Annotated in this window: 20 protein-coding genes and 1 pseudogene; 9 read left to right on the top strand and 12 right to left on the bottom strand. The window is 54.1% G+C overall.

Annotated features, from left to right (window positions below; translation table 11 throughout):
• Positions 1–12 precede the first annotated feature (12 nt).
• Both ACR0JG_RS05990 and ACR0JG_RS05985 read right to left on the bottom strand, forming a co-directional pair.
• Positions 13–750: a creatininase family protein gene (locus ACR0JG_RS05990; protein WP_480568099.1), complete on the bottom strand. Its 738-nt coding sequence runs from the start codon at positions 748–750 to the stop codon at positions 13–15.
• Positions 751–795: 45 nt separating this feature from the next.
• Positions 796–1,566: a transporter substrate-binding domain-containing protein gene (locus ACR0JG_RS05985; RefSeq protein ID WP_170393886.1), complete on the bottom strand. Its 771-nt coding sequence runs from the start codon at positions 1,564–1,566 to the stop codon at positions 796–798.
• Positions 1,567–1,687: 121 nt separating this feature from the next.
• On the opposite strand from ACR0JG_RS05985, the gene ACR0JG_RS05980 reads away from it, so the two are divergent.
• The 5 genes from ACR0JG_RS05980 (at position 1,688) to ACR0JG_RS05960 (ending at position 6,190) form a co-directional block, all read left to right on the top strand.
• Positions 1,688–2,428, top strand: a complete 741-nt coding sequence (locus ACR0JG_RS05980; protein WP_170407352.1) for an amino acid ABC transporter ATP-binding protein — start codon at positions 1,688–1,690, stop codon at positions 2,426–2,428.
• A gap of 10 nt (positions 2,429–2,438) precedes the next feature.
• Positions 2,439–3,200 (top strand): amino acid ABC transporter permease, encoded by a 762-nt coding sequence (locus tag ACR0JG_RS05975; protein WP_170646909.1) that lies wholly within the window; start codon positions 2,439–2,441, stop codon positions 3,198–3,200.
• Between the two features lie 10 nt (positions 3,201–3,210).
• Positions 3,211–3,546, top strand: coding sequence for a carboxymuconolactone decarboxylase family protein (locus tag ACR0JG_RS05970; RefSeq protein ID WP_480568097.1), 336 nt, complete (start codon positions 3,211–3,213; stop codon positions 3,544–3,546).
• Positions 3,547–3,587: 41 nt separating this feature from the next.
• On the top strand, positions 3,588–5,036 hold the full coding sequence (phnY, locus tag ACR0JG_RS05965) for a phosphonoacetaldehyde dehydrogenase (protein ID WP_480568095.1): 1,449 nt from the start codon (positions 3,588–3,590) through the stop codon (positions 5,034–5,036).
• A 140-nt stretch (positions 5,037–5,176) separates the two neighbouring features.
• Positions 5,177–6,190, top strand: a complete 1,014-nt coding sequence (locus ACR0JG_RS05960) for an NAD-dependent epimerase/dehydratase family protein (protein ID WP_480568093.1) — start codon at positions 5,177–5,179, stop codon at positions 6,188–6,190.
• 55 nt (positions 6,191–6,245) lie between these two features.
• Here ACR0JG_RS05960 and ACR0JG_RS05955 read toward each other — a convergent pair whose 3' ends face one another.
• Together ACR0JG_RS05955 and ACR0JG_RS05950 are read right to left on the bottom strand one after the other, a co-directional pair.
• Positions 6,246–7,328: a DegT/DnrJ/EryC1/StrS family aminotransferase gene (locus ACR0JG_RS05955; RefSeq protein WP_480568091.1), complete on the bottom strand. Its 1,083-nt coding sequence runs from the start codon at positions 7,326–7,328 to the stop codon at positions 6,246–6,248.
• A 232-nt stretch (positions 7,329–7,560) separates the two neighbouring features.
• Complete coding sequence (locus ACR0JG_RS05950) at positions 7,561–8,514, bottom strand: Gfo/Idh/MocA family protein (protein ID WP_480568089.1); 954 nt, start codon at positions 8,512–8,514, stop codon at positions 7,561–7,563.
• Positions 8,515–8,677: 163 nt separating this feature from the next.
• Between ACR0JG_RS05950 and ACR0JG_RS05945 the strand changes: the two genes are divergently transcribed.
• The gene (locus ACR0JG_RS05945) at positions 8,678–10,180 is read left to right on the top strand and encodes a glycosyltransferase family 4 protein (RefSeq protein ID WP_480568087.1); all 1,503 of its coding nucleotides are present in this window, start codon (positions 8,678–8,680) and stop codon (positions 10,178–10,180) included.
• Here the strand turns inward: ACR0JG_RS05945 and wecB are convergent.
• Positions 10,177–11,250 (bottom strand): non-hydrolyzing UDP-N-acetylglucosamine 2-epimerase, encoded by a 1,074-nt coding sequence (gene wecB, locus ACR0JG_RS05940; protein WP_480568085.1) that lies wholly within the window; start codon positions 11,248–11,250, stop codon positions 10,177–10,179. The genes ACR0JG_RS05945 and wecB overlap by 4 nt on opposite strands.
• Positions 11,251–11,474: 224 nt before the next feature.
• On the opposite strand from wecB, the pseudogene ACR0JG_RS05935 reads away from it, so the two are divergent.
• A pseudogene (locus ACR0JG_RS05935) lies at positions 11,475–11,591 on the top strand (IS5/IS1182 family transposase); the annotation flags it as partial.
• 198 nt (positions 11,592–11,789) lie between these two features.
• Here the strand turns inward: ACR0JG_RS05935 and ACR0JG_RS05930 are convergent.
• From ACR0JG_RS05930 to ACR0JG_RS05900, 7 genes are all read right to left on the bottom strand, one after another.
• Entirely contained in the window at positions 11,790–14,582 is a 2,793-nt protein-coding gene (locus ACR0JG_RS05930) for a bifunctional aconitate hydratase 2/2-methylisocitrate dehydratase (protein ID WP_480568083.1), read from the bottom strand.
• A gap of 291 nt (positions 14,583–14,873) precedes the next feature.
• Positions 14,874–15,362 (bottom strand): aminomethyltransferase family protein, encoded by a 489-nt coding sequence (locus ACR0JG_RS05925; protein ID WP_170562093.1) that lies wholly within the window; start codon positions 15,360–15,362, stop codon positions 14,874–14,876.
• 1 nt (position 15,363) lies between these two features.
• Positions 15,364–18,234 (bottom strand): 2Fe-2S iron-sulfur cluster-binding protein, encoded by a 2,871-nt coding sequence (locus ACR0JG_RS05920; protein ID WP_480568080.1) that lies wholly within the window; start codon positions 18,232–18,234, stop codon positions 15,364–15,366.
• Positions 18,221–18,478: a sarcosine oxidase subunit delta gene (locus ACR0JG_RS05915; RefSeq protein WP_170625702.1), complete on the bottom strand. Its 258-nt coding sequence runs from the start codon at positions 18,476–18,478 to the stop codon at positions 18,221–18,223. The genes ACR0JG_RS05920 and ACR0JG_RS05915 overlap by 14 nt, the downstream gene beginning before the upstream one ends.
• A 14-nt stretch (positions 18,479–18,492) precedes the next feature.
• Entirely contained in the window at positions 18,493–19,743 is a 1,251-nt protein-coding gene (locus ACR0JG_RS05910) for an FAD-dependent oxidoreductase (RefSeq protein ID WP_480568078.1), read from the bottom strand.
• 543 nt (positions 19,744–20,286) lie between these two features.
• Positions 20,287–21,336 carry an aromatic ring-hydroxylating dioxygenase subunit alpha gene (locus ACR0JG_RS05905; protein WP_480568076.1) on the bottom strand — a complete coding sequence of 350 codons (1,050 nt, stop codon included), beginning with the start codon at positions 21,334–21,336 and terminating at the stop codon, positions 20,287–20,289.
• A gap of 96 nt (positions 21,337–21,432) precedes the next feature.
• On the bottom strand, positions 21,433–22,362 hold the full coding sequence (locus ACR0JG_RS05900) for a LysR substrate-binding domain-containing protein (protein WP_170511717.1): 930 nt from the start codon (positions 22,360–22,362) through the stop codon (positions 21,433–21,435).
• 71 nt (positions 22,363–22,433) lie between these two features.
• On the opposite strand from ACR0JG_RS05900, the gene ACR0JG_RS05895 reads away from it, so the two are divergent.
• Both ACR0JG_RS05895 and ACR0JG_RS05890 read left to right on the top strand, forming a co-directional pair.
• Positions 22,434–23,543, top strand: coding sequence for a hypothetical protein (locus ACR0JG_RS05895; RefSeq protein ID WP_480568074.1), 1,110 nt, complete (start codon positions 22,434–22,436; stop codon positions 23,541–23,543).
• A 154-nt stretch (positions 23,544–23,697) separates the two neighbouring features.
• Complete coding sequence (locus ACR0JG_RS05890; RefSeq protein WP_170407019.1) at positions 23,698–24,642, top strand: fatty acid desaturase family protein; 945 nt, start codon at positions 23,698–23,700, stop codon at positions 24,640–24,642.
• Position 24,643 lies beyond the last annotated feature (1 nt).

Raw genomic sequence — 24,643 nt, 5'->3', positions numbered from 1 at the left:
GGCGCTCCGTGACTAGAGGCCTTGTTCGAATGCCCGGAACTCGGCAGCGATAGCCGCAGCTGCTATCGCCAGCAGACGCTCGCCATCCTGAGGATTGGCCAAAGCTGAATGCGATCCAACGCGGCCATCCGGGAAGTCCGCGCGATGCTCGTCGGGTGGACCATGGCGATCCCCTGCGTGATCCCGGATGTATTCGGCGCTGAGTTTCTGGGGCGGCTCAGCGGCCTGATTGGCAGGCAATGGTCCAAGCAAAGACTGGGTTATGGCAATCTCCGAGGGGGTGGCGTGCATCCCTTCCCAATCACCATAGAGCCGCTGCCGCAAAACGTTCACAGCGTTCGGCTCCCACCAGCTACGGATCAGCAATTGACCACCGGCAATTTCGCTTTCGATCTGCCGAAGAGGCGCCAGATTGGCCCCGTGTCCGTTCACTATGAACACTCCAACGAAACCTTGCTGCAAAAGCCCCCGGATCACCTCATCTGCGATGGTGCGAAAGGTTTCGGCTGAAATAGACACCGTTCCGGGAAATCCCGTGTTAAAAGGCGCTGGCGTGTAGGCCAGCGCCGGAGCGACGATACCCTCGCATTGCCTGGCAGCAGCGAGCGCGACAGCCTCGGCGCAAATCGTGTCGGTGCCAATGCGACCCATCGGGCCGTGCTGCTCGGTCGATCCAACCGGCAGCAACACGGCCGTACCGGCATTGATACGAGTGTCAACCTCGTACCATGTCATGTGCTCAAGTTTCATGACTTTGAAAACTCTCGCAGGCGCTCCAGTTACTAGGGCCTCTGATCAGAGGCCCCAGCGTTCCCGGTTTTCGTCAAAGAAGCCTTGGGCTTTTTTCACTTCAATCCAGTTGTTCACATAGTTGATCCAGACCTGATCGCTTTGCGGCAAGAGCATCGCGATGGGAGAAGGAGAACGTGGACCGGCATTCTTGACGCGGACGACCGGGAACTTTGCTTCAAGGGTCGATCCCTCGATATTCGAGGTTATGAACACATCTGCACGACCGGCCAAGACCTCCTGAAAACCACGCGCGGGGGCTTCGACCACTTTGATATCCGCATCGGGGAACCATTCGCGCACGCGCTTTTCAAAGGTGGTGCCCAGAGTAGTAGCAACCTTCACGTCCGGCTTGTTGATCGAGTCGTAGCCATCAAATTTGTCGGCCTTTTCCTTGGTTGTGTAGGGAAACAACTCAACCGCGATGTAACTGTCGGAAAACCCTGCAACTTTCATGCGCGGAGGTGAGATCGAAGCCGAACCGGTGATGTGGTACTTCCCCGCCACCACACCATTGACCAATGTTTTCCAGTCGGTGGGCACATATTCGACCTCAACACCCAGATCAGCGGCCAGCGCGTTCATGATGTCGATATCATAGCCTTTATAGCTGTTAGTCGCCGGATCGCGCAGTGACATCGGATTCCAGTCACCGGTTGTCCCCACTTTCAGCACGCCGTCATCCAAAATCTCATTCAGAGCCGACTGAGCTTGCGCAGCGCCGCTGATCACAAGACCGAGCGCAGCCGCAGCCGCGACTTTAACAAAACGTTTCATGTGGTTCTCCCGTTGGTGGCGTTAGTCTTTTTATCACGACATTGCTTCTTGATTTAAGCGTAAAGAAAAAGATAACCTCAAGCAACTAATTAACTCATAGTAATCACAAGTGGGCCAGCAGATGCCAAACGCAGCGATCGAGCTTGTCGACGTAGACAAGTGGTTTGGCACATTTCACGTGCTCAAGAACATCAACCTGACAGTAAACAGTGGTGAAAAGGTTGTGATCTGCGGCCCATCCGGATCGGGTAAATCAACGGTCGTAAGATGCATCAATCAGCTTGAGAAACATCAAAAGGGCACCATCCGCATCGATGGGGTCGAACTGAACGATGATGCCAAATCTGCAGCCACCATCCGGTCAGAAGTTGGCATGGTGTTCCAGCAATTCAATCTGTTCCCGCATCTAACAGTGCTGGAAAACCTGACCCTTGGCCCCATCAAGGCCCGCGGGTTGAGCCGAAAAGAAGCCGAGGACAAAGCGCGCCACTACCTTGAGCGTGTTCATATACCCGATCAGGCCGACAAGCGCCCGATACAGCTTTCGGGTGGACAGCAGCAGCGAGTGGCAATTGCCCGTTCGCTTTGCATGGAACCCCGGGTCCTTTTGTTCGACGAACCCACCTCGGCGCTCGACCCTGAGATGATCTCCGAGGTGCTCGACGTGATGGTCGAACTTGCCGAGGAAGGCATGACCATGGTTGTGGTGACCCATGAGATGGGATTTGCCCGAAAAGTGGCCGACAACATGGTGTTCATGGATGCAGGCGAGATTGTCGAACAAGGTAAGCCCGAGCATTTCTTCACCAATCCAAAGTCTGAGCGGTGTCAGAAATTCCTGAGCCAAATTCTGCAGCATTGAGTTGGGTCCGATGAAAAAAACACTTCTCTTCCTCCCCCTTTTCTTGCTGATCACGGGCTGTTCGTCCTCGCAGACCTGGGGTTGGTACGTCATCGATCCAACCACGGCTTCAGGCTGGACCAATGTAAAATTCCTGATTTCGGGCATGGGTGCGACCATTCAGATTTCGCTGATTGCGGCGATTTTGTCGATTGTCATTGGATTGCTGGTCGCCCTGCCGGGTCTGTCGGAAAAGCGCGGCTGGCGGCTGGTAAACCGGGTATATGTCGAATTTGTCCGCTCGATCCCTCTGTTGCCTATGCTGTTTTGGGTGTTCTACGGGTTGCCGATTGTCTTTCAGTCGATGGGTATGGACATCCCAATCGATCCCTTCTGGGGCGCAATTATCACCCTTGCGATATCGGACAGCGCCTTTACCGCCGAGATCTACCGTGCCGGTATACAATCTATCGCAAAAGGGCAAAGCGAGGCGGCGCAAACGATTGGCCTGAACTATTTTCAGACCATGCGCTACGTGATCCTGCCGCAAGCGATCCGGCGCATTCTGCCGCCGCTGGCCAACCAGTTCATTTACATCGTGAAGATGAGCGCATTCGCCAGCGTCATCGGCATGCAAGAACTGACACGCCGTGCGAATGAGCTGGTAGTGACGGAATACCGCCCGCTTGAGATCTATACCTTGTTGATCTTCGAGTATCTGGTGCTGGTACTGATCATCAGCGCCGGTGTGCGTTGGCTCGAGCGCCGGATGGGCGCAGATGAGCGCGGATAAGGAGCATAAGATGGACTGGAAAGACTTCATGGCCGAGACCGAGGCCAATATTGGTGCATTCTCGAAAGAAGTGCCCGAAACCGTCCGTGGTTTTGGCATCATGGGTAAGACCGCCAAAACAGATGGTGCGCTGAGTGAAAAGACAAAGGAATTCATGGCGTTGGGGATTGCCATCGCGACGCGCTGCGACAGCTGCATCGGCTTCCATGTCCGCTCATTGGTGCGGCTGGGTGCGACCCGCGAAGAGCTGTGCGAAGCGCTGGCTATGGCCACCTATATGGGCGGCGGCCCGTCTTACGCCTACAGCGCCAAGGCGTTGAAGGCGTTTGATGTGTTTTCAGAGTAATAGACCAGTACGCGGTCCGATTTCATTGGATGGTTCTTGCCATGGCAGTCACCGAAATCCGTAATGAAGGGATGCGAATTGGTGGCGAGATCATCTTTACCGCTGAGACCATCCCGGTTCACTACCCCTATACCAATGAGGTCGTGGGCCATGTGCCCGCAGGGCAGGCTGAACACGCGCGCCGTGCCTTCGAAATTGCGGCCCACTACAAGCCCGAACTGACCCGCTATGAACGCAGCCAGATCCTGCAACGGGCTGGAGAGCTGATTGGTGAACGTCGCGATTACCTCGCCAAATGGCTGGTGCTTGAGCTTGGCATCTGCCATCAACACGCGATCTACGAGACCAAGCGCGCGCAGGATGTCTTTCAATTTGCGGCGGCCGAGGCACTGAAAGATGACGGCGAAATCTTTGCGTGCGATCTGACCCAAAACGGTAAAGCCCGCAAGATTTTCACGATGCGCAAGCCTGTGACCGCAATCAGCGCGATCACTCCATTCAACCATCCACTCAACATGGTCAGCCACAAGGTTGCTCCGTCGATCGCCACCAATAACTGCATGGTCTGCAAACCGACCGAGTTGACGCCTCTGACCTGCCTGACGCTGGCCGATATCCTTTATGAGGCAGGACTGCCGCCTGAGATGTTTCAGGTGGTCACTGGCTGGCCACAGGACCTTGGGGATGAAATGATCGTCAATGAGAACATCGACATCATAACCTTCACCGGTGGTGCTCCCGTGGGCAAGATGATCGCAGAGAAGGCGGTTTACAAACGTCAGGCGCTGGAGTTGGGCGGTAACGATCCACTGATTGTTCTGAATGACCTCAACGATGCCGATCTAGACAGGGCCGCAACGATCGCCGTAGCCGGGGCCACCGGCAATTCGGGACAACGCTGCACTGCGATCAAGCGAATACTGGTGCAAGAGAGTGTCGCGGACACCTTTGTGCCTTTGGTGCTGGAGAAGGCCAAAAAGATCAGGTTCGGAGATCCGCAGGATCCTGAGACCGAGCTGGGTTGCGTAATCCACGAGGAAGCGGCCAAGCTTTTCGAAGATCGTGTTCACTTGGCCCAGAAAGCGGGAGCAGAAGTCCTTTACCACCCTGGACGTCAGGGCGCGCTGCTGCCGCCGATCGTGGTCGACGACGTTCCCCACGACTCTGCGTTAGTGATGGAGGAAACTTTCGGCCCCATTATTCCCATCATTCGCGTGCCCGACGACGATGACGAGGTCATGCGCATCTCGAACTCTACTGTGTACGGCCTGTCGTCGGGGGTATGTACCAATGACCTGAACCGCGCAATTGCCTATATCAATGGGCTGAACGTGGGCACCTGCAATATCTGGGAACAACCCGGATACCGTATCGAAATGTCCCCCTTTGGCGGCATCAAGGATTCGGGCAATGGTGTCAAAGAAGGGGTCATCGAGGCCATGAGGTTCTTTACGAATGTCAAAACCTACTCGCTTCCTTGGCCCGGTTGAAGACTTGTTGAAGATTGCAATGCACACCACTAGAGATTCATGCTCACTCAGCCATGAAATGACCGCTTGAGCCCTTCGGCTCTTGGCGTCATATGTGCCTTCGAACGCACGCGCGATGCCCCGAAACAAGGAAATACCTCATGCAAAAGGTTCTGATCACAGGTACTGCCGGATTTATCGGGTTCCATCTTGCCAAACTTTTACTGGAGAACGGTTGCCGGGTTCATGGCTTTGACGGGATGACTGATTATTACGATGTCCGCCTCAAACAGAGTCGACATGCGCTGTTGCAGGAGAACCCAAATTTTTCGTGCGATGAAGGGATGCTGGAAGATACCGCCAAGTTCGACCAGATCGCTGATGCTTTTGAACCGGACGTGATCATCCACCTCGCGGCGCAAGCTGGCGTCCGATATAGCCTGGAAAACCCGCGCGCCTATGTCGAAAGCAATGTTGTCGGGACGTTCAACGTGATGGAAGCTGCGCGGCGGCACAAAGTGCGGCATCTGCTGATGGCTTCGACTTCGTCGATCTACGGGGCAAATCCTGACATGCCCTTCGACGAGTGCGAAAAAGCAGATCATCAACTCACTATGTACGCAGCCACCAAAAAGGCAAATGAAGCGATGGGGCATTCCTATGCCCATCTTTGGGATATTCCGACGACAATGTTCCGCTTCTTCACAGTCTACGGTCCTTGGGGGCGCCCGGACCTTGCGTTCTTCAAATTCACGGACGCTATCCTCAACGACCGCCCGATAGACATCTACAACCACGGCGACATGTATCGTGATTTCACCTATGTGGATGACCTGGTGCGCGCAATCTCTCTGCTGATCGACGTTGTGCCTGTTCGCCCCAAAGCCCCCGAAGACATCGCCGAAGGTGACAGCCTGAGCCCGGTCGCTCCCTATCGCATAGTGAACATTGGAAATTCAGACAAAGTGCGTTTGTTGGATTTCATCGACGCCATCGAAGAAAGCCTCGGCAAACCCGCGATCCGAAACTATATGGAGATGCAGTTGGGCGATGTGCCTGCAACTTGGGCCAATGCCGATCTGCTGCACCGCCTGACCGGTTATCGCCCAAAAACCGAAATCAAGGACGGCATTCAGGCCTTCGTGGACTGGTATCGCGTATATTACGGTAAATAGAACCTGCCTAAACCTGAATTCGCCGGCCACAGCACCGATTAAACCGTCAGCGCGATCAGATCGCTTTTTTCAGTGCCTCGATTATCTGCTCTTGCGAATTCTCCTTCAGATACGGGTGCATCGGCAGGCTAATCACTGTTGCGGCGGCCTGATCGCCAACAGGCAAGTCGGCATTTGGGTCAGAAACAGCTGGTTGCTTGTTCAACGGCAGTGGATAATGCACAGCGGTCGGAACCCCGGCGTCTTTGAGCTTAGCTTGCACATCCTCACGATTGTCCACGCGTATCGTGTACTGCGCCCAGGCACTAGTCGCTCCCTCCATCAGCGTTGGAGCGGCGATATTGGTTTCCTTCAGTAGCACTTTGTAACGGTCCGCGACGGTGTCTCGCAGGACCAGTTCATCCTCGAAAATATCCAGCTTGCACAGCAGGATCGCAGCCTGCAACGTGTCCAGACGGCTGTTAACGCCAACCCTGATATGGTGATAACGCCGGTCCTGCCCGTGCCGGGCAATCTGGCGAAGAATGCTGCTCAGATCATCGTCCGAGGTGAAGATCGCACCACCATCGCCGTAGCAGCCAAGGGGTTTCGATGGGAAAAAGCTGGTGCAGGAAATCGTTGACAGGTTTCCTGACCGTTTTCCACGCAAAGATCCGCCAAAGCTCTGAGCAGCATCCTCGATGACAGGTAAGCCGTTTGCCACAGCTACCTCGTTAATTCGTTCGAAATCAGCAGGTTGGCCATACAGCGACACCGGTATAATTGCCTTTGTCCGGGGTGTGATCGCAGCGTCAAGCTTGTTGGGATCAAGGTTATAACTAGTCTGGTCAATATCGACATAAACCGGCTTTGCGCCCAGCAATCTGACGGCTTCAGCCGTGGCGATATATGAAAATCCGGGCGTGATGACCTCATCCCCCGGCCCGACCTCAAGCGCCATCAAGGCAATTTGCAATGCATCCGTTCCATTGGCGCAAGTGATGCAATGTTTAGCTCCCGTAAAGGCAGTCAGCCGTGCCTCTAGTTCAGCCACTTCTGGGCCAAGAATGTACTTTCCATGCGCCAACACATTGGCAATGCCAGCATCAAGCTGATCCTTAATACGTTTCTGTTGTTCCGCCAGGTCAATAAATTGCATCGCTAAAACGCCCTATTGGTTCTTGAGGAATTTCTGCAAGCTGTACCTCTGCAGTTTCCCATACATAATCCGGCACCGCTCGACCATGTTTATTCGTCGGCAAAGACTTAATACACCGGGTCTGTTTGGCACGGATTACCGCAGTACTAATAACTGGGCGGACCGTTTCCCTGTATTGCCCAGTGCCAAAAACGTCATGGGTGGTGGGACGACATGCAGACAATCCGTTTGGTCAGAGTACCGTGCTGCTCATCAGCTTCGGATGCTGCTCACCTTTGCTTGCTTCGATCGAGGCATTGCGGATATGACTGACCATGCCAATTGCAGGCCGGTTTTCATTTAATCCAAACCCGTTCCCGTTCAGAATCTCTTCGTAGCTTCGCGTGTGCAAGTCGGCAAATCCGCCTGAGAATTCGATCTCTTCCCCATCAATAGTGATGGAGCGATAGGTTCTGGCTCCGGTTTCTCGCGCCTCTGCCGGAACGTCATTTACGTCCAGCGACAAGAACCAACGGCACCGAGCGTGTTCAAATTCAAGATAGCCCGCTGCCTTGGTCGGGGCATTGAGATGCACATGGTTCGCCTGAAGATCTCCGAAGAGGAAGTGCAGCATGTCAAAGAAATGCACGCCGATGTTGGTGGCAATACCGCCAGATTTGCGGACATCTCCTTTCCAGCTCTCCAGATACCAACGTCCACGGGATGTGATGTAAGTCAGATCGACCTCGTACTTGGTATCCTTGGGGCTGTTTCGAATCTTGTCCCTCAGAGCAATGATCGAGGGATGTACGCGCAACTGCAGGATCGTGTTTATGGTCTGTCCAGTCGCTTGCTCAATCGCTTCCAGGCCATCGATTTCCTCTGGGTTCAACACCAGCGGCTTCTCACAGATCGCATCGGCGCCAGAACGCAATGCAAACCGCATGTGGCTGTCGTGGAGGTAATTCGGCGAGCAGATCGAGACATAATCAATTTTGCCCGCTTCGCTGCGACGTAACATGTCAACATAGCGATCAAAACGCTCAAACTCTGTGAAAAAATGTGCATCGGGGAAGTGGCTATCGATAATCCCAACGGAGTCGCTTGTGTCCAGAGCAGCCAACAACGTGTTTCCGGTATCCGTTATCGCCTTCATGTGGCGCGGCGCGATGTATCCTGCGGTTCCTATCAATGCAAAGTTGCTCATTCGGTGCGTCCCAAGTGCTCAAATTGTGCTACAGCGCTTCCAAGAATTTCTTTGGGAAGTCAAGAGAGGAAGGCATTTCAAGCATCGCCGATCATGCTGGAAACCCCGATCAACCTCTGTTAGAGCGGTTCGAAATTGTCAGAGCTAGATTGATCTTCGACCGATGTCAGACACCCGCCCCAAATCTCGAAAAACCGTTTTCTGTCTTACCTACCACGAGATAACGGCGGATGCGCGCGTTCTAAAAGAAGCGCGCGCGCTTCAAGCAGCGGGCCATAACGTACATATCTTCTGCGACTGGCCAGGGGGCATGCCGCAAGAAGACAGCATCGATGGCATTCGGATCACGCGATTCAATTGGCAATCTTCCGAACATATTACCAGCGACATGCTAAAGCGTTTCTTTTTTGTGGATCGTGTTTCGGATGAAGTAGATAAGCGCGTTCTGCCCTATATTAAGTCTGCAGCGAGATTGAATAGACTCAAATCCAAGTTTCGAGAGTTTCTGTCAGATGAAGAAGTTCTGAAGCTCGACCCGATGTACTACAAAAACTACAGTGGCCGAGAACGACGGAAACGTAAGTTTGCTCACAAACGGCTTCTCTGGAAGATTAAGCTGACATCCGGAATTGGTGACGCTCGGAGAGATCTGAAGCTGTTTAGTTCTGACGCCAGAGAGGTCAGGGAAGGGTTCTTCAAACTCTATCAACTAAACTCTCTCTTATTCGCTGAAAACCTCTGCAACCTCAGATTTGATGATACCCCGGACGTCATTCATGCTCATGACATCTATTGTCTCCCGGCAGGCGTTGTGCTTGCAAAACAGTTTGGGGCGAAGCTTGTATACGACGCACATGAATACGAACCAGCGCGGGCGACGAAGAATCCAACTGATGGATCGAACTTTGCAGAAAACCTAGAAGACGATTGTCTCCCCTTCGTCGATTATATGATCACCGTATCGTCGTCCATCGCAGATTTGTATGCCAAACGCTTCAAAGATAGTCCGACACTTATCCTCAATGCTCCAGAGATAGATGTTGATTACATGGATAGTCGTAAAGAAAAGGCGTTGGATCAGCTTTCTATCCGTGCTCAGGCAAACGTTGCTGACGGGGCGCCCTTGATTATTTTTACTGGCGGCATTCAAATGTCACATCGTGGGCTAGATAAAGTTCTTGAGGCTTTGGTTCATCTTCCCGAAGTCAAGTTAGCTACGATGGGCCCACGGCACCTCCGAAACGACAAGTGGTTCATGAGTGTCGCTCATGACCTAGGTGTGGATGATCGCGTTACCTTGCTTCCACCTGTGGCAGCTCCAGATGTACCAGTCGCAATTAGTACAGCAGACCTCGCTATATGCCCGTTTCAGGACGTATCGCTCAATCACCGCTACGCAATGCCCAACAAGCTTTTTGAGGCAGCATTTGCTGGCGTACCAATTTGTGTTTCAGATCTTCCAGAGATGCGTCGGTTTGCAGAGTCTCTCGGTTTCGGACGAGCAATGGACGAAACAGATCCTCTGAGCATTGCTGAAGCTATTCGGGATGTCTTGGATCATCCCGAACGCTTTACGTTAAGCGCTGCCAACAGAAGGAAGCTTTGGGAGACCTACAGCTGGTCTGCGCAAGCCAAGAAGTTGGCGGCGCTCTATGAAGGTATTTAAACTCGCGCGGCTAGTATCTGTGCGATTTGTTGCGAGGCGGTTCCATCACCATAGATTTCTATCTGATTTCCGCTAGTCCCTATCGCACTGAGGATACCATCCTCGATATCCCCTTCTATGGGCGAAACGATACGATTCCAGCCGCTTTCAACAAGCTCAACCCATTCTGTTTCCGTTCTAAGAGTGACGCAAGGGACGCCGTAGAAATACGCTTCTTTCTGCACTCCGCCAGAGTCCGTAGCAACCAGCACCGCATTGCTTTCTAGAGCGACCATATCCAAGTAACCGACTGGGTCTATCGTTTGGACATGTTCGAATTTACGACCGATTCCTTTTATCCTTGCGGCAGTACGTGGATGCAATGGCAAGACAACCGGATGTTGTTTCGCAACCGCCTCCAGACCATCAACAATGTTTGTTAGCGTTTCTGGCGAATCCGTATTTTCAGCTCTATGGATCGTCGCAAGTATGAAACCGTTTGCGTCTACCCCAATGTCAACCAAAATTGTTGATTTCTGCTTGGCCTTTTCACCAAAGTGTAGTGCTGCGTCGAACATCACGTCACCGACTTCAAAAATTTTGCTCTCCGAAATGCTTTCTCTTCGAAGATTTTCCACAGCGTCGCTGGAAGTCGTGAACAGAAGGTCGGAAATGTGATCCGTTAGAACTCGGTTCGTTTCTTCGGGCATCTTTCGATTAAATGAGCGCAGCCCGGCCTCTACGTGCGCCACCGGGATATGAAGTTTTGAGGCGACCAATGCACCCGCCAATGTTGAATTCGTATCTCCAAAAACAAGTAGCGCATCTGGTTCATGTTCTTGAATGACGGGTTCAAGTTTCTGCATCATCAGTCCTGTCATGGCACCATGACTGCCTGAGTTCACCGATAGGTTGATGTCGGGTTTTGCAATTTCTAGTTCGTCGAAAAAAATCTTAGACATCGAATCGTCATAGTGCTGTCCTGTGTGAATCAGCAGCTCTGTTACACCCGGCATCGAACGAAGTGCTCTACTCACCGGAGCCAATTTAATAAACTGAGGGCGCGCGCCGACTACAACTGCGATTTTCACGGTAACTCCATTAAGTGATGATCTAAAACTGCGCTAACACACGGCCAATATAAATTCCACGTGATATCTTGTGACTGTTTTGCTCACGCAGGTTCAGACTAGCTTGGCGTTAGATGCCAGCGCGCTAGCGCTCGGACCTATCGAACTAAATCGTACTGCATGCTTCGCGCCTCTGATATCGAAGCTTTGACACGCGTGATCTTTTCTGGTTGACCGACGAGCAGATGGCACATCTAGGACCCTTCTTTCCGAAGTCACCTGGAAAACCCCGGGGCGATGACAGGTGGGTGTCGAGCGGAATAGTCTTCTTCGCCCGCTATGGTTTGCGCTGGCGCAACGCGCTATGAAGGCTGTCCAAAGGTCTTTCTCGCAGACATCGCTCTCGCGGAAACCGTCTCTATTGGTTGGGGATCATGACCCTACTGAAATGGCCAAAATCTCTTACCACAATACAAGCATTGCCAAACTTATCGATTCAGAATGGGTTCTATTAGACAGCATAAGGCCGGTGCGCCTGAGCGGCGACCGGCCTTTTCCAATCAGAAATGTGCCGAATTGGAATTTGCGGGCTTGGCGACCGGAGGTGCAAAGCGGGTCAGGTCGATCCCTTCGACAGCGGCCTTGTATTCCTCGATTTTCGGAGTTCGCCCGAGGATGGCAGACAGTACAACTACCGGTGTGGAAGCCAGAAGGGATTCACCTTTCTTATCTTCCGAGTCCTCGACAACACGCCCTTGGAACAAGCGGGTAGATGTCGCCAGAACAGTATCACCTTTCTCAGCCTTTTCCTGATTACCCATGCAAAGGTTGCAGCCCGGACGCTCAAGATACAGCGTATTTTCATATTCGGTTCGCGCTGATGTCTTGGGGAAAAGATCGTCGAATTCGAAACCGGAATATTCCTGAAGAATGCTCCACTCACCTTCTTCCTTTAACTCATCAACGATGTTGTAGGTTGGCGCCGCGACGACCAGAGGGGCCTTGAATTCAATCTTGCCCTCCTTCTTCTCAAGGTTCTTAAGCATCTGCGATACGATGATCAGATCACCCTTGTGGACCATGCAAGATCCGACAAATCCCAGATCCACTTTCTTTTCCCCTTTGTAGTAGGAAACAGGCCGGATCGTATCGTGCGTATAACGCTTGGAGACATCCGCGTTGTTCACATCAGGGTCGGCGATCATGGGCTCGTTGATCTCGTCCAGATCAACGACCAGCTCGGCAAAATACTCGGCATTTTCATCCGGCCTCAGGGCTGGAACTGCGCCGGATCTGATCTCGGCTATACGTGCGTCGGCTTTGTCGATCAGGCCTTTCAGGGTCCGCGCCTCATTCTCCATTCCCTTGTCGATCATGATCTGAATCCGACCTTTGGCGATTTCCAGTGACTCGATCAGGGTCTCGTCTTCGGAAATACAGATCGAAGCCTTCGCCTTCATCTCGGCCGTCCAGTCGGTGAAGGTAAAAGCCTGATCCGCCAGCAGGGTTCCGATATGAACTTCGATAATACGCCCCTGGAACACGTTATCGCCGAAAGCCTTCAGCATCTGAGCTTGTGTCGCGTGGACCACGTCGCGGAAATCCATGTGATCGGCCATTTTGCCTTTGAACGTCACCTTCACGGATTCCGGAATGGGCATGGTTGCTTCGCCCGTGGCCAGTGCCAAGGCAACGGTGCCCGAATCCGCCCCGAAAGCCACACCTTTGGACATGCGCGTGTGCGAGTCGCCCCCAATGATGATGGCGCGATCATCCACGGTGATATCGTTCAGAACCTTGTGGATCACGTCAGTCATCGAGTGATATTCACCCTTGGGATCGCGCCCTGTGATCAGGCCGAAATTGTTCATAAACGCCATCAGTTTGGGGATGTTGGCTTGCGCCTTCTTGTCCCAGACCGAGGCGGTGTGGCAACCGGACTGATACGCACCATCGACGGTTGGAGAAATCACGGTCGCCGCCATCGCCTCAAGCTCTTGCGAGGTCATCAGGCCAGTGGTGTCCTGCGATCCTACGATGTTGACCTTGACCCGTACGTCCGACCCGGCGTGCAAGACCGTGCCTTCCGCTACTCCCAAAGCGTTGCGGTTAAAGATCTTTTCGACCGCGGTCAGGCCCTGTCCATCTCGGCTGATCTCTTTCGACGGCGCAAATGCCGACTTCAGCTCGACTCCCAGTGTCTGTGCTGCAAATGTTTGCAACTTCTTGCCGAACACGATGGCGTAGGATCCGCCGGCCTTCATGAACTCCTGCTTTTGCGGAGTGAAGGACGAGGCAATATCAACAAGCTCATTGGCGCCATCGGCGTCATAAAGCTTTTTGTCTTTCGTATTGATCGTGAGCACTGTCCCGGTTTCGACCGAGTACTTTTGCTCCAGGATAGGGCTGTCGTCATTGTTGAGGATCGGATTCCCCTCGGAATCGACTTTTTTGACCCAGTTTTTCAGATCGATACCAATCCCGCCCGTCACACCAACGGTGGTCAGAAAGATCGGAGAGATACCGTTCGTGCCGGCCACGATCGGGGCAATGTTTACGAATGGCACATATGGGCTGGCCTGCTTGCCGGTCCAAAGCGCCACGTTGTTGACACCCGACATCCGGGACGAGCCAACTCCCATTGTCCCTTTCTCAGCAATCAGCATCACGCGTTTATCTGGGTGCTGGCGCTGTAATTCTTGAATCTCGTCTTGCGCTTGCTGCGAGATTAAGCACTTGCCATGCAGCTCCCGATCAGAGCGCGAGTGTGCCTGGTTGCCCGGCGACAGCAAGTCAGTCGAAATATCGCCCTCGGCAGCGATATACGTGACAACTTTGATCTCTTCCTCGATATCGGGCAGCTTGGTGAAGAACTCGGCCCGCGCATAGCTTTCAAGAATGTCGCGTGCGACCGGATTTCCGGCAGAAAGCGCCTCCTTCAAACGATCCGTATCAGCCTCATATAGGAAGACCTGTGTTTTCAGCACTTCAGCCGCCTGCCCTGCGATCTCGGGATCACCACCCAAAGCCAGATCAAGAAGAACCTCAACCGAAGGACCGCCTTTCATGTGCGACAGCAGTTCAAAGGCAAAGGGTACTGAAATTTCGTCAACCAGCGCTTCGCCCTGAATGATCTCTTTCAAAAAACGTGCCTTCTCGCCAGCGGCGCTGGTCGTGCCGGGCAGCGTATTATAGATGAAATAGTTTAGAGAATCCGCACGATGCGCATGATCGACGTCCTTGATCTGTGTAACAAGCTCTTTGACAAGCGCGCCATCATCAATCGGTTTCGGATGCAGACCCTGCGCTTTGCGGGCTTCAATTTCGTCGAGGTAGTTGGTGTAAAGGCTCATGGCTCGTTCCGGTATATGTGGCTCGATTAGCAGGGGCTCAAAGACGTTATGAACGCCCGAGGATCCTAATTGTATGCGGCGGTATACTAAATGATCGGAACTTGCAAGCCTTGCACCTGTGGCGCGATGTCCCGTCTAAAAGCAACACTTCACAAAGGATTTTGTGCCAGCCAATGACTTTCGATAAGTCCGCTATGTCCTTATCTGAACCCTGTTCCCGGACGATATGCATATAGACCGGCGAGGTAATGAATAGCCATAAGTCGTAAACCGCCCCTGCTTCGAATTGCGTCAGGCAGTTGCTCGGGTCAGATAATCCTGAACCATGTCGCCAAAACTCTGTTCAACCGCAAACTCAAAACCAGCCTCGCAGCGCATCACAAGTGCTTTTAGGCCAAACAACTCGGAATAGGTTACTGCGTCTTCATCAAAAGCAGTGACATGCAGATCAAGCGGGCAGGCAATAGCCATCACTTCAGCGGCTTGGGGTCCGGCGACACTAAAGAAGGTAAGAGTGTCCGATATCCGCACTATACTGATGTCCGCAGGGCAATCCGTTGGTTTGAGCTGTGCTTCCAGTGCCTCTTCCAGTTCCAGCGAAGCACGTACAATCCAGTGATTGCGTCCAATGTGATATACCTCAAACGCTTCCTGCATCGCCCTTGTGTTGGGCCGGTTTGGCAGAGAAAATTCGGCCCAATTTTGAACGACCTCGGGATCCCCTTTGAGGTCAAGCAGTGCATTCAGGGTTTGGCGTTCGATCTTGACGTCGTAGCTCATCTCAGGACCTCAGGCGCTGACCCTCGGGGTCATGGAATACAGGTTTTGTGATGGTCACCGGGATCACCTCGTCTTTCAACCGAACATGCGCAGTTTGCCCGTGTCGCTCCTGCCCGTTATTCAGCAACGCCAGGCCAACCCAGCGATTGTTGACGACGCTCCAGACACAGGCGGTAACCAATCCTTCGGTCGCTTCTTTGCGACCTTCAGGGGTTAGTGGCGCGCCTTCGGGCACTTGCTTGTCAGGGTCTTCGGGCAAGATGCCGACCAATTCCCGGCGTTTCCCTTCCGCTTCACGGCGCAAGTGGACCGAGCGCTTGCCTAGGTAGTCGGGCTTTTTCTTCGACATTGCCCAGCCCATGCCCAGGTCATAGGCGTCCACGGTGCCGTCGACCTCATGCCCTAGCGACAGAAACCCCTTTTCCACGCGTAAGACATGACTGGATTCCGATCCGACAGGCAGAATGCCAAAAGGCGCGCCTGCCTCCATCACCTTGTTCCACAAGGCGGCCATGTGGCGTGGGGCAACGTTGACCTCATAGGATAGCTCACCGGTGAAGCTGACGCGCACAACCCGCGCAGGGAACCCCGCAACCGTACCGTCCCGGAACGACATGAAGGGGAATGCCTCGGGCGACAGATCGATATCCGTACACAGCGCGTGCATGACATCGCGCGCGCGGGGACCACAAATGGTGGCGTTGTTCCACTGGCTTGTCACAGTTGTGATCATGACTTGCCAGTCAGGAAACTCGGTCTGAAGCAGCTTTTCCATGTGCTGGTTGATGGCGTCCGCGTGACCTGTTGAGGTCGAGATCATCCAGCGGTGCTGATCCAGCCGAAAGGCCACCCCGTCATCTATGATCAGACCGTCATCCGACAACATAAGACCATAGCGACCATCGCCGGGCTTCAGGCTGGACATGATGTTCGAATACAGAAAATCCAGAAAGCGCGGAACATCGCGCCCTTTAAGCTCGAACGTGCCGAGCGGCGAACCGTCGTATACGCCAACGCCTTCACGCACCGCGCGGCATTCCCGGTTCACCGCCTCTTGCAGGCCCTCACCGGGTTTGGGAAAAAACCCCGGACGGCGCCATCGGGCACCAGCCTCATACATCACTGCGCCATAATCCTTGTTCCATTGGGTCACCGGCGTGTGCCGGTAGGGGAACAACACCGAGTCCTCGCGCAGCCCCCCAATCGCACCGAATGAGACCGGTGTGTAGGGAGAGCGGAAAGTCGTCGTGCCAACATCTTGCAATGGAACGCCCTTTTGCAGAGCAACGGTGCCAATAATGTTGATATTGCCCGTCTTGCCCTGATCTACGCCCATCCCCCCAGTGGTGTAGCGTTTGACATGTTCGACGTTGTCATATCCTTCACGCAGCGCCAGATGCACATCGCTGACTGCAACATCGTTCTGAATATCCAGGAATGCCTTTCCGCGTTGCCCTGGCACATCTACGCGCCATAGCGGTTCAATCGAATAAGGCAGCTCTGAACCGTCATCGATGATCCGATCCAGTGTGAGATCCCCCGCCGCCGCGCCGACGGCCCGACAGGATTGAATCGGTTGATCGGGCAAAAACGCAGCGAGTTCTTCATCAAACCGAAGTGTGCTGCGGGATTGAGACCACAGGTGCACCGTCGGATTCCAACCGCCGGAATGAGCCAGCAAGTCGCAGTCGATCCAGGTGCCTGCGCCCCCGGACTTGGGAACGGCCTTGACAGCACGGATGCTTTTGTACCCTCGGATATCGGCGGCTACTGTTCCGGCATGGACGGTTATCCCCGACACCAGATCAAGAGCTTCCCTTGGAACCGTGTCGCGGCTATCGAGGATCGCGTTAACCGTTACCTCAGCTGCGACCAGATCGGCGGCCACTGCGTAAGCGCTGTTGTTGTTGGTGAACAGAACCACACTCTGACCGGGTGTCACGCCCCAACGATTAACATAGGCCTGCACGGATGAGGCCAACATGACGCCCGGCCTGTCATTACTGGCAAACACTATCGACCGTTCCGTAGCCCCGGTGGCGATCACCACCTCAGCAACACGGACCCGCCAGTTGCGTTCTAGAATGCTGGCCTGATCCGGCTCGCGTTCATTGACGATCATTAGGTTGTGTTCGCGATAGGCCCATACGGTCGCGTTCTGAAGATGGGTGACGTTTGCCATTTGGCTTAGTTCTTGAATCGCTTCGCCCACCCAATCCATCGCCGGACGCCCGCCAATGGTCAGGGTGCGGTTCAGGAGGCTGCCGCCCGCTTCGGTTCCCTCGTCTGCGAGGAAGACTCGCTTGCCTGCCCGACCAGCCTCAAGTGCAGCTTGCAGGCCGGCGGGACCTGCACCTGCAATCAAGACATCTGCATGAGCGTAGCGCGCTTCGAAATGCCCCGATGAAGGCGGTTGCGCAGGCGCTGCTGCCAGCCCCGCCGCCCTGCGGATGTATGGTTCAAACAGATGCCAGTTAGGCCATTTGAAAGTTTTGTAGTAGAAGCCCGCAGGAATAAAACGGCCAATCAATTGATTGATCCCGCCCAGATCAAACTCGGGCGATGGCCAGCAATTGACCGAGCGTGCATTCAGCCCTTCGCGCAATGGAACCGTGGTCGCTGGACGGTTGCCCGAGGCGTCCTCGCCTTCCAGCTCCACAAGCGTTCCTGGCTCTTCGGGACCGTGTCCGACAATGCCGCGTGGGCGGTGGTACTTGAAACTACGGGCTGTTACTCGCACCCCGTTCGCCAGCAGGGCCGAGGCCAGAGTGTCCCCTTCGAACCCTTCGTAAGTTTTCCCATTGAACTGGAACGTTAGTGGGCGGCTTCGATCAACACGACCACCCACTGCGCGGCGATTAATCTGAGCCATCGGGCACCTCCACAATGTCATGTTTCACGGTATCCCGCCAGATTGTCAGCCACTCGCCGCAGCCCCGTGCGTGCCACCACCGCTCTTGCACAGGCCCCATCGGGTTGGGCGTTATGGTCAGGTATTCGACCCAATCAGCATCGCTGACGGCGTTGGTATCGGGTCGAGCAGCTCCGACCGGGCCGCCATAGACGAACTCGCTTTCATTGCGCTTGCCACAGAATGGGCAGGGGATGAGCATCATGATCCTGTCCCTTCCTATCTCGCCGTTGTGGTGCCGGCTTCCATCACAAATTCTAGATGGCGGAAGCGGTCCAAAGTGAACGAGGCCATCAGCGGATGCGGCTCGCCTTTGGCGACCAGATGCGCAAGCGTCAGTCCGCCCGCAGGAATGGCTTTGTATCCGCCCCACCAGCCAGCGGTCACGAACAGCCCCGGTACCTCAGTCTGATCCATGATGGACGAGGCATCATGGGCAATATCAAGATGCCCACCCCATTGGCGCATTAGTTTGAGTTTCTTGAAGCTCGGGAAAAGCGACAGCATCGCGGTCACAGTGTCTTCGAACACATGTTGCTTGATGTCGCGACGAAAGCTTTGCCCCATATCAGGAGCGCCGCCGATCACCATCTCGCCCTTGTCAGACTGGCTGAAATAGAACCCACTGTCCGGGCAATTTACAATGACATCCACCAAGGGCTTCACTGGTTCGGACACAAAGGCCGTCAGGTTCATCGTGCGCAATGGCAGCTTGAGCCCCGCTGTCTCGGTCAATGTCGTGGTATGGCCCGATACGGCCACCACAACCTTTTTCGCCCGCACGGTGCCGCGATTGGTCTCGACACCTTCGATGCGCCCATCAGCGCCACGGATCAATGCTTGCACGGCGGTCTGTTGGTGCATCTCCACCCCCATCGCATCCGCCGCGCGGGCATAGCCCCAGGCCACCGCATCATGACGGTTTACACCTGCGTCCGTGTGGACCATTCCGCAGATGATCGGCAGGCGCGCATCTGGCCCACCGCCTGTTAGCGCAGGTATGCGTTTGCGCAATTCTTCTGTCGTGATTTGTTCATATGTCGAGCCATAGATGTCCATGACCAATTGCCGACGCCGCAACTCTCGCAGTTTGGGCCAGGTCTGCACCACATCCACCATGGTGCGCTTGGAATGCATCATGTTGAAGTTCAACTCATGCGTCAGCCCTTCGTACATCTCGACGGATTTGACGTAGAACGGGATCGACTCGTCACGCATGTAATTTGACCGGATCGTAACCGTATTGCGCGCTATGTTTCCGCCACCCAACCAGCCCCGTTCCAGCACGGCGACGTCGGTTATGCCAAACTCTTTGGCCAGATAATAAGCCGTGGCCAGCCCGTGACCCCCTGCCCCGATCACCACGACTTCGTATTGATCTTTGAGCGGAGGGCTTCGCCAAGCCCGAGCCCAGTTTTTGTGGCCCGAAAGTGCGTTTCGCGCGAGTGAGAATGCCGAATATTTTTGCATAGCAATCATAATATTTACTAAAAGTAATCTATCATCAATAAATATATTTACCGTTAAGCAAAAATTCTTGGGTAAACAATGATCTCGGGTACTATGGGACGTGTCCTTCTGAATTGAACAGTTTCATTGGAATCTTGCTGGCAAATGGTCGGCCCGTTCCCGTCAGCCATGCTTCATCTTAAACTGCCGTAGCCCACCCGTTCTCTAGCTCCAAGCAGACCTTGTCGCTTTACGCCTGATTTCGAAGCGGATCGCACCAAATATGACATATTCCACCATGAACAAATGGAACCCGGCGATGCCATTGCCTTCGACGGAATAACTTAGCATTCGGCGATGGACAATCGAACCTCGACGCGTCGCAGGCGCGGGTATGCGCTACGTTTTACCTTTGAAGATGCCGCTTATGAGCGCGCGATACCGTTGCCGAATGGCTGCATGACGACGACCTGAAACCGAGCGTACCCATTGCCGGAGGGCACTTCCCTATTATCTACAGCACTACCTAAGATAAGGGGTTGAGAACCGGCCCCTGTTCAAGTTTTAGGCTTGCCGAATTGCACCCTCTGGCACAGCGGCCTCGGCCTCGATCGCTCGGTCGAGCACGCGTCGGTATGTTTTTGCCCCGGCATCCAAACCTAGATCAATATGCGGTGTCTGAGCGTTTTTCATGCCCTTGTGCACTTTTTCCAGCACATCTTTGTCTTCAAGAAACGCCATCCGCGCACCATCATTCATGAATTTCGAAACCTCGGCATTGTCCGGATCAGAGTTGCGATGCTGGAACCAGAAATACCTGGTCTGATCCTCGTTGATTGGCGTCATGAAGTTGTAAGAGATGTTGATGAATGTCTCATCGACAGGATCTTTGTCATATCCACCCGTGCCAACCGGAGTATAGATGGACTTATTCAGCCCGATTGCGGGCATGCACATTTCGTAATGCTGCAAGCGGTCGCAATCGCCGTCGAACGAGACCAGTTTGGCATAGTAAGGCGATGGTGGTTTGTTTTCGATCCAGCGCGAGACAATCACGCCGCGATCTGTCTTTTTGACGTCCAGAGGCTCTTCATCCGTTCCCGCGCCGGCGAATGACGAGACATGTACCCAGGCCACGTGGCTGGGATCAAGCAGGTTGTCGCAAACCCAAAGATAATGGCAATCGATATCCATCACCCCGCCATCGGTCAGGCCCCAGCTCGTGTCATCAAAGTTTTCGATTGGGAAAATCAGGTCCGGATCAGCCAGTTCAGGATCGCCCATCCAGATCCAGAGCAGGCGATAGCGGTCGACAACTGGATAAGACTTCACCATCGCGCGTCGAGGCGTCATCCCCCGCTGCGTTGGGCTGTCCGTACATTTGCCCGAACAATCGAATGTCAGCCCGTGGTAGCCGCATTCGACCAGATCCCCTTTCAGATTGCCATCGGATAGCGGGAGCTTGCGATGCGGGCAGGCATTCTCAAGCGCAACGGGCGTCCCATCCTGCTGACGATAGAGCACAATGTTCTCACCCAGATATGTCTCAGCCTTCAGTTCGCGCCCGATATCCTTGCTCCAGGCGGCAACATACCAGCAATTTCTGAGGTACATGGTTTGCTCTCCAATTTGATCAGTTGGCTTAGCGCCATTATGGCAGCGTCAGTGCAATACACCATTCCGGATTTGTAATGATACATATAAGGCAAGCTAATTCGGCAGCATTACCGACGGGGGCAGATCGGGCTGCGAAGCAACTTCGGCCTTGATCCAGTTCAGGAACTCGCTGACTTTTTGGCTGTCTTTGCTATCAGGGCGCCGGACGAGCCAATAGGAAAGTGGCGATTGGGTCAGTTGCTGAAACGGTCGCACCAGACGGCCATCGCACAACGCATCAATAACCAGCGGTTCGCGCCCAAGCGCCACCCCCAGCCCCTCAATCGCTGCCTGTATGACCATGTTTGATTGGCCCAATCGGCGCGTGCGCACTCCAGACGGCAATGTCAGATTGGATTGCCGCGCCCAGAACTCCCATGTTGGGCTGGACGTACCATGGTGCAGATTTTCATCTACCAGCAGTGTGTGCTGTGACAAATCTTCAATGCGCTTCAGTTCAGGCAACAGCGCGGGCGCGCAGACGGGAAACAGCCTTTCCCGCATAAGCAAATCCACTTCAAACCCGGGATATTCACCAAGACCATATCGAATGCCGATATCGGAATCTGCGCCGGAAAACGGATAGTATCCCGTATCCGTCGCGATCGAAATAGACAGGTCCGGGTGGGCCAAATCAAAGTGCAGAAGCCTTGGAAACAGCCAGTTGAATGCAAACCCCGGCAAGCATGAAATCACGATGGTCCGGTCCGCACGCGTTCGATCGCGAAGTTGCGCACACACATCTGAAATGCGCCCCAACCCATCCGAGATTGCCTGCGCCAATTGCTCACCTTCGCGGGTAGGTCGCGATTGCCGCGCACCGCGCACCAGCAAATCCCGCCCAAGCCATTCCTCGAGCGATCTGACGTGCTGGCTGACGGCACTTTGGCTGACCCCCAGTTCCTCGGCGGCAGGTGAAAAGCCGGAATGGCGTACAACTGCCTCAAAGGCTCGCAGCGCGGAGTATGGCAGATTCAAGATCATATTAGTCATCCTAATGTCAGCCATTATCACTTTCAAATGGATTGCCGGCGGCCCTAGGCCGTAAGTTGATAATGTCAAGTAATCAGGAGATGTCGATGTCCGACATGACGCCAGAGCGGGGCGCTTACAATCTGCTGGTCAATTGCGCCCGCGCGGCGGCGGGTGAAAGGCTGCTGATTGCCTATGAACCTGCAGAGTTTGGATATTTCGACGCCGACAGCGTGAATGTTGTCCGTCAGGCGGCCCGTCAACTTGGGCTGGGGGTCGACACGATTGATGTGGGCTTCAATCCGGACAATCCGCAACTATCGCCCGATCTGCTTGCCCGGTTCGAAGCGGCAGACATCATTCTATTTCTGGCCCGACTTGGGGATCAGTTGCGGTTCTCGGACATGCCGCAGGGTAAGAAAGTCATCGTTAGCTTTGCTTTAACCAAAGAAATGCTGGGATCTGGTTTCTCCAACGGCCACCACGATGCGTTCATGGAGCTTAAGGCCGATATCAACGCGGTCTTGGACGCGGCCAGCGAGGTGCGGATCACCTGCCCGTTGGGCACTGATGTAAGCGGTCGGCCGGTGATGAACCTGCAACCCTCGGGCGACACCTCGATCCTGCGCTTTCCGATGTCAGTCTTTACTCCGGTTCCTGCCCACAGTTTCTCGGGCCGTGTGGCGATCAGTTTTCTGACGGGAACGGGGTCGAAGTATTACGATGACTACACCATCGAATTCGACCACCCTGTCTTTGCGATGATGGAGAATGGACGGCTGCAGCGTTTTGACGGCGATCCCGCCAACGCCGCACGGGCCGAGGCGCATTATGACCGGGTAGCCAACCAGTTGGGAATTGATCGCAATTTCGTGCACTCTTGGCATGCAGGTATCCATCCGGGCTGCGGCTACCCCTGGGATATGCGCGAAAACTATGAACGCTGGGGCGGCTCCGCTTTCGGAAATCCACGCATCCTGCATTTCCACACCTGCGGGGCGTACGCCCCCGGTGAAATCAGCTGGAACGTTATTGATCCTTCCATCGAAATCGATGGCGTAACTTATTGGAACCACGGTACATTCCATGCCGAACGGTTGCCTTGCGGCCAATCAATCCTAGATCGGCACCCTTGCGCGGCCGCCCTGTTCGCCCATCCCGATCCGGATATCGGTCTGCGTGCAGTTGGCTGATCAATAGCGGCTTGATCGAATCACGAGCTGTGGAAATACTCTTAGATAATAGGGTCTGTTCGAGTTGGCCCTATGGTGCGGAGCACTCCCGTCTCCGGTGCCGGAATATGCGCAGAGGGCAAGACCCCCGCTCCGGCAAAATCATGGAAATCACATGTCAAAAGCTATTGTTACGCCGCTGACTCAGGCTCTGGCCGAAGGAAAACTGACGCGCGAAGAACTCAAGGGATTCATGCAACGCTCGAACGCGCACGGGTTACGTCATCTTGCAATGTGGATTTTAGTGCTGGCCTGCACGACAACATTGATCACCCTAGCCTGGAACAGTTGGCTGATTTGGCCCGCGATGTTTCTGCAAGGGGTCGTCTTGGTGCATCATTTCTCGCTTCAGCATGAGTGTGTGCACTATACCGTGTTTCGCACCCGGTGGTTGAATGATCTGGTTGGTCAGATTTGCGGGCTGATCATCATTCTGCCCCATCGGTTCTTCCGATACGAACATTGTGATCATCACACATATACGCAATTGAACGGAGAGGATCCCGAACTAATCCCGCTGCCCAAATCTCTTCGCGAGTACTTTCTGTACCTGTCAGCCCTGCCTTATTGGCGCGGTAAGTTCACTGAGCTGTTCCGACATGCCTTTGGGAAGCTCAGCAAGGCCGAGTTGAGTTTCATTCCCAAAGAGGAGCATCAGTCGGTCTATTGGGACGCGCGCCGCATGCTGGCCATTTACGCTTTGATCTTTCTGGCTATGGCCTTCACCGGATGGTGGGGATTGATCTGGTATTGGATCATACCCCTGTTTCTGGGTGAGCCGGTGATGCGATTCATACGAATGACCGAGCATGTCGGACGTCCCACCGTGGCGCAGATGTCAGAAAACACGCGCACCAATCTGGTGTCAAAGCCGATGTCATTTTTATGCTGGAATATGAACTATCATGCCGAACATCACTATGTCGCCTCAGTTCCCTTTCACGCTCTGCCCCGTCTGCATGAGAAGTTAAAGGATCATATCTTCGTCGAGAAAGGTGGATATCTGGCTGCGCATCGCGACATTCTGCGGCAGATCATGCAACGCAAAGCCGAGGCCTGAG

The sequence above is a fragment of the Ruegeria sp. AD5 genome, assembly GCF_056542345.1.
Note: the sequence above shows the minus strand (reverse complement) of the source record. Positions and strands in the feature narration are given on the sequence as shown.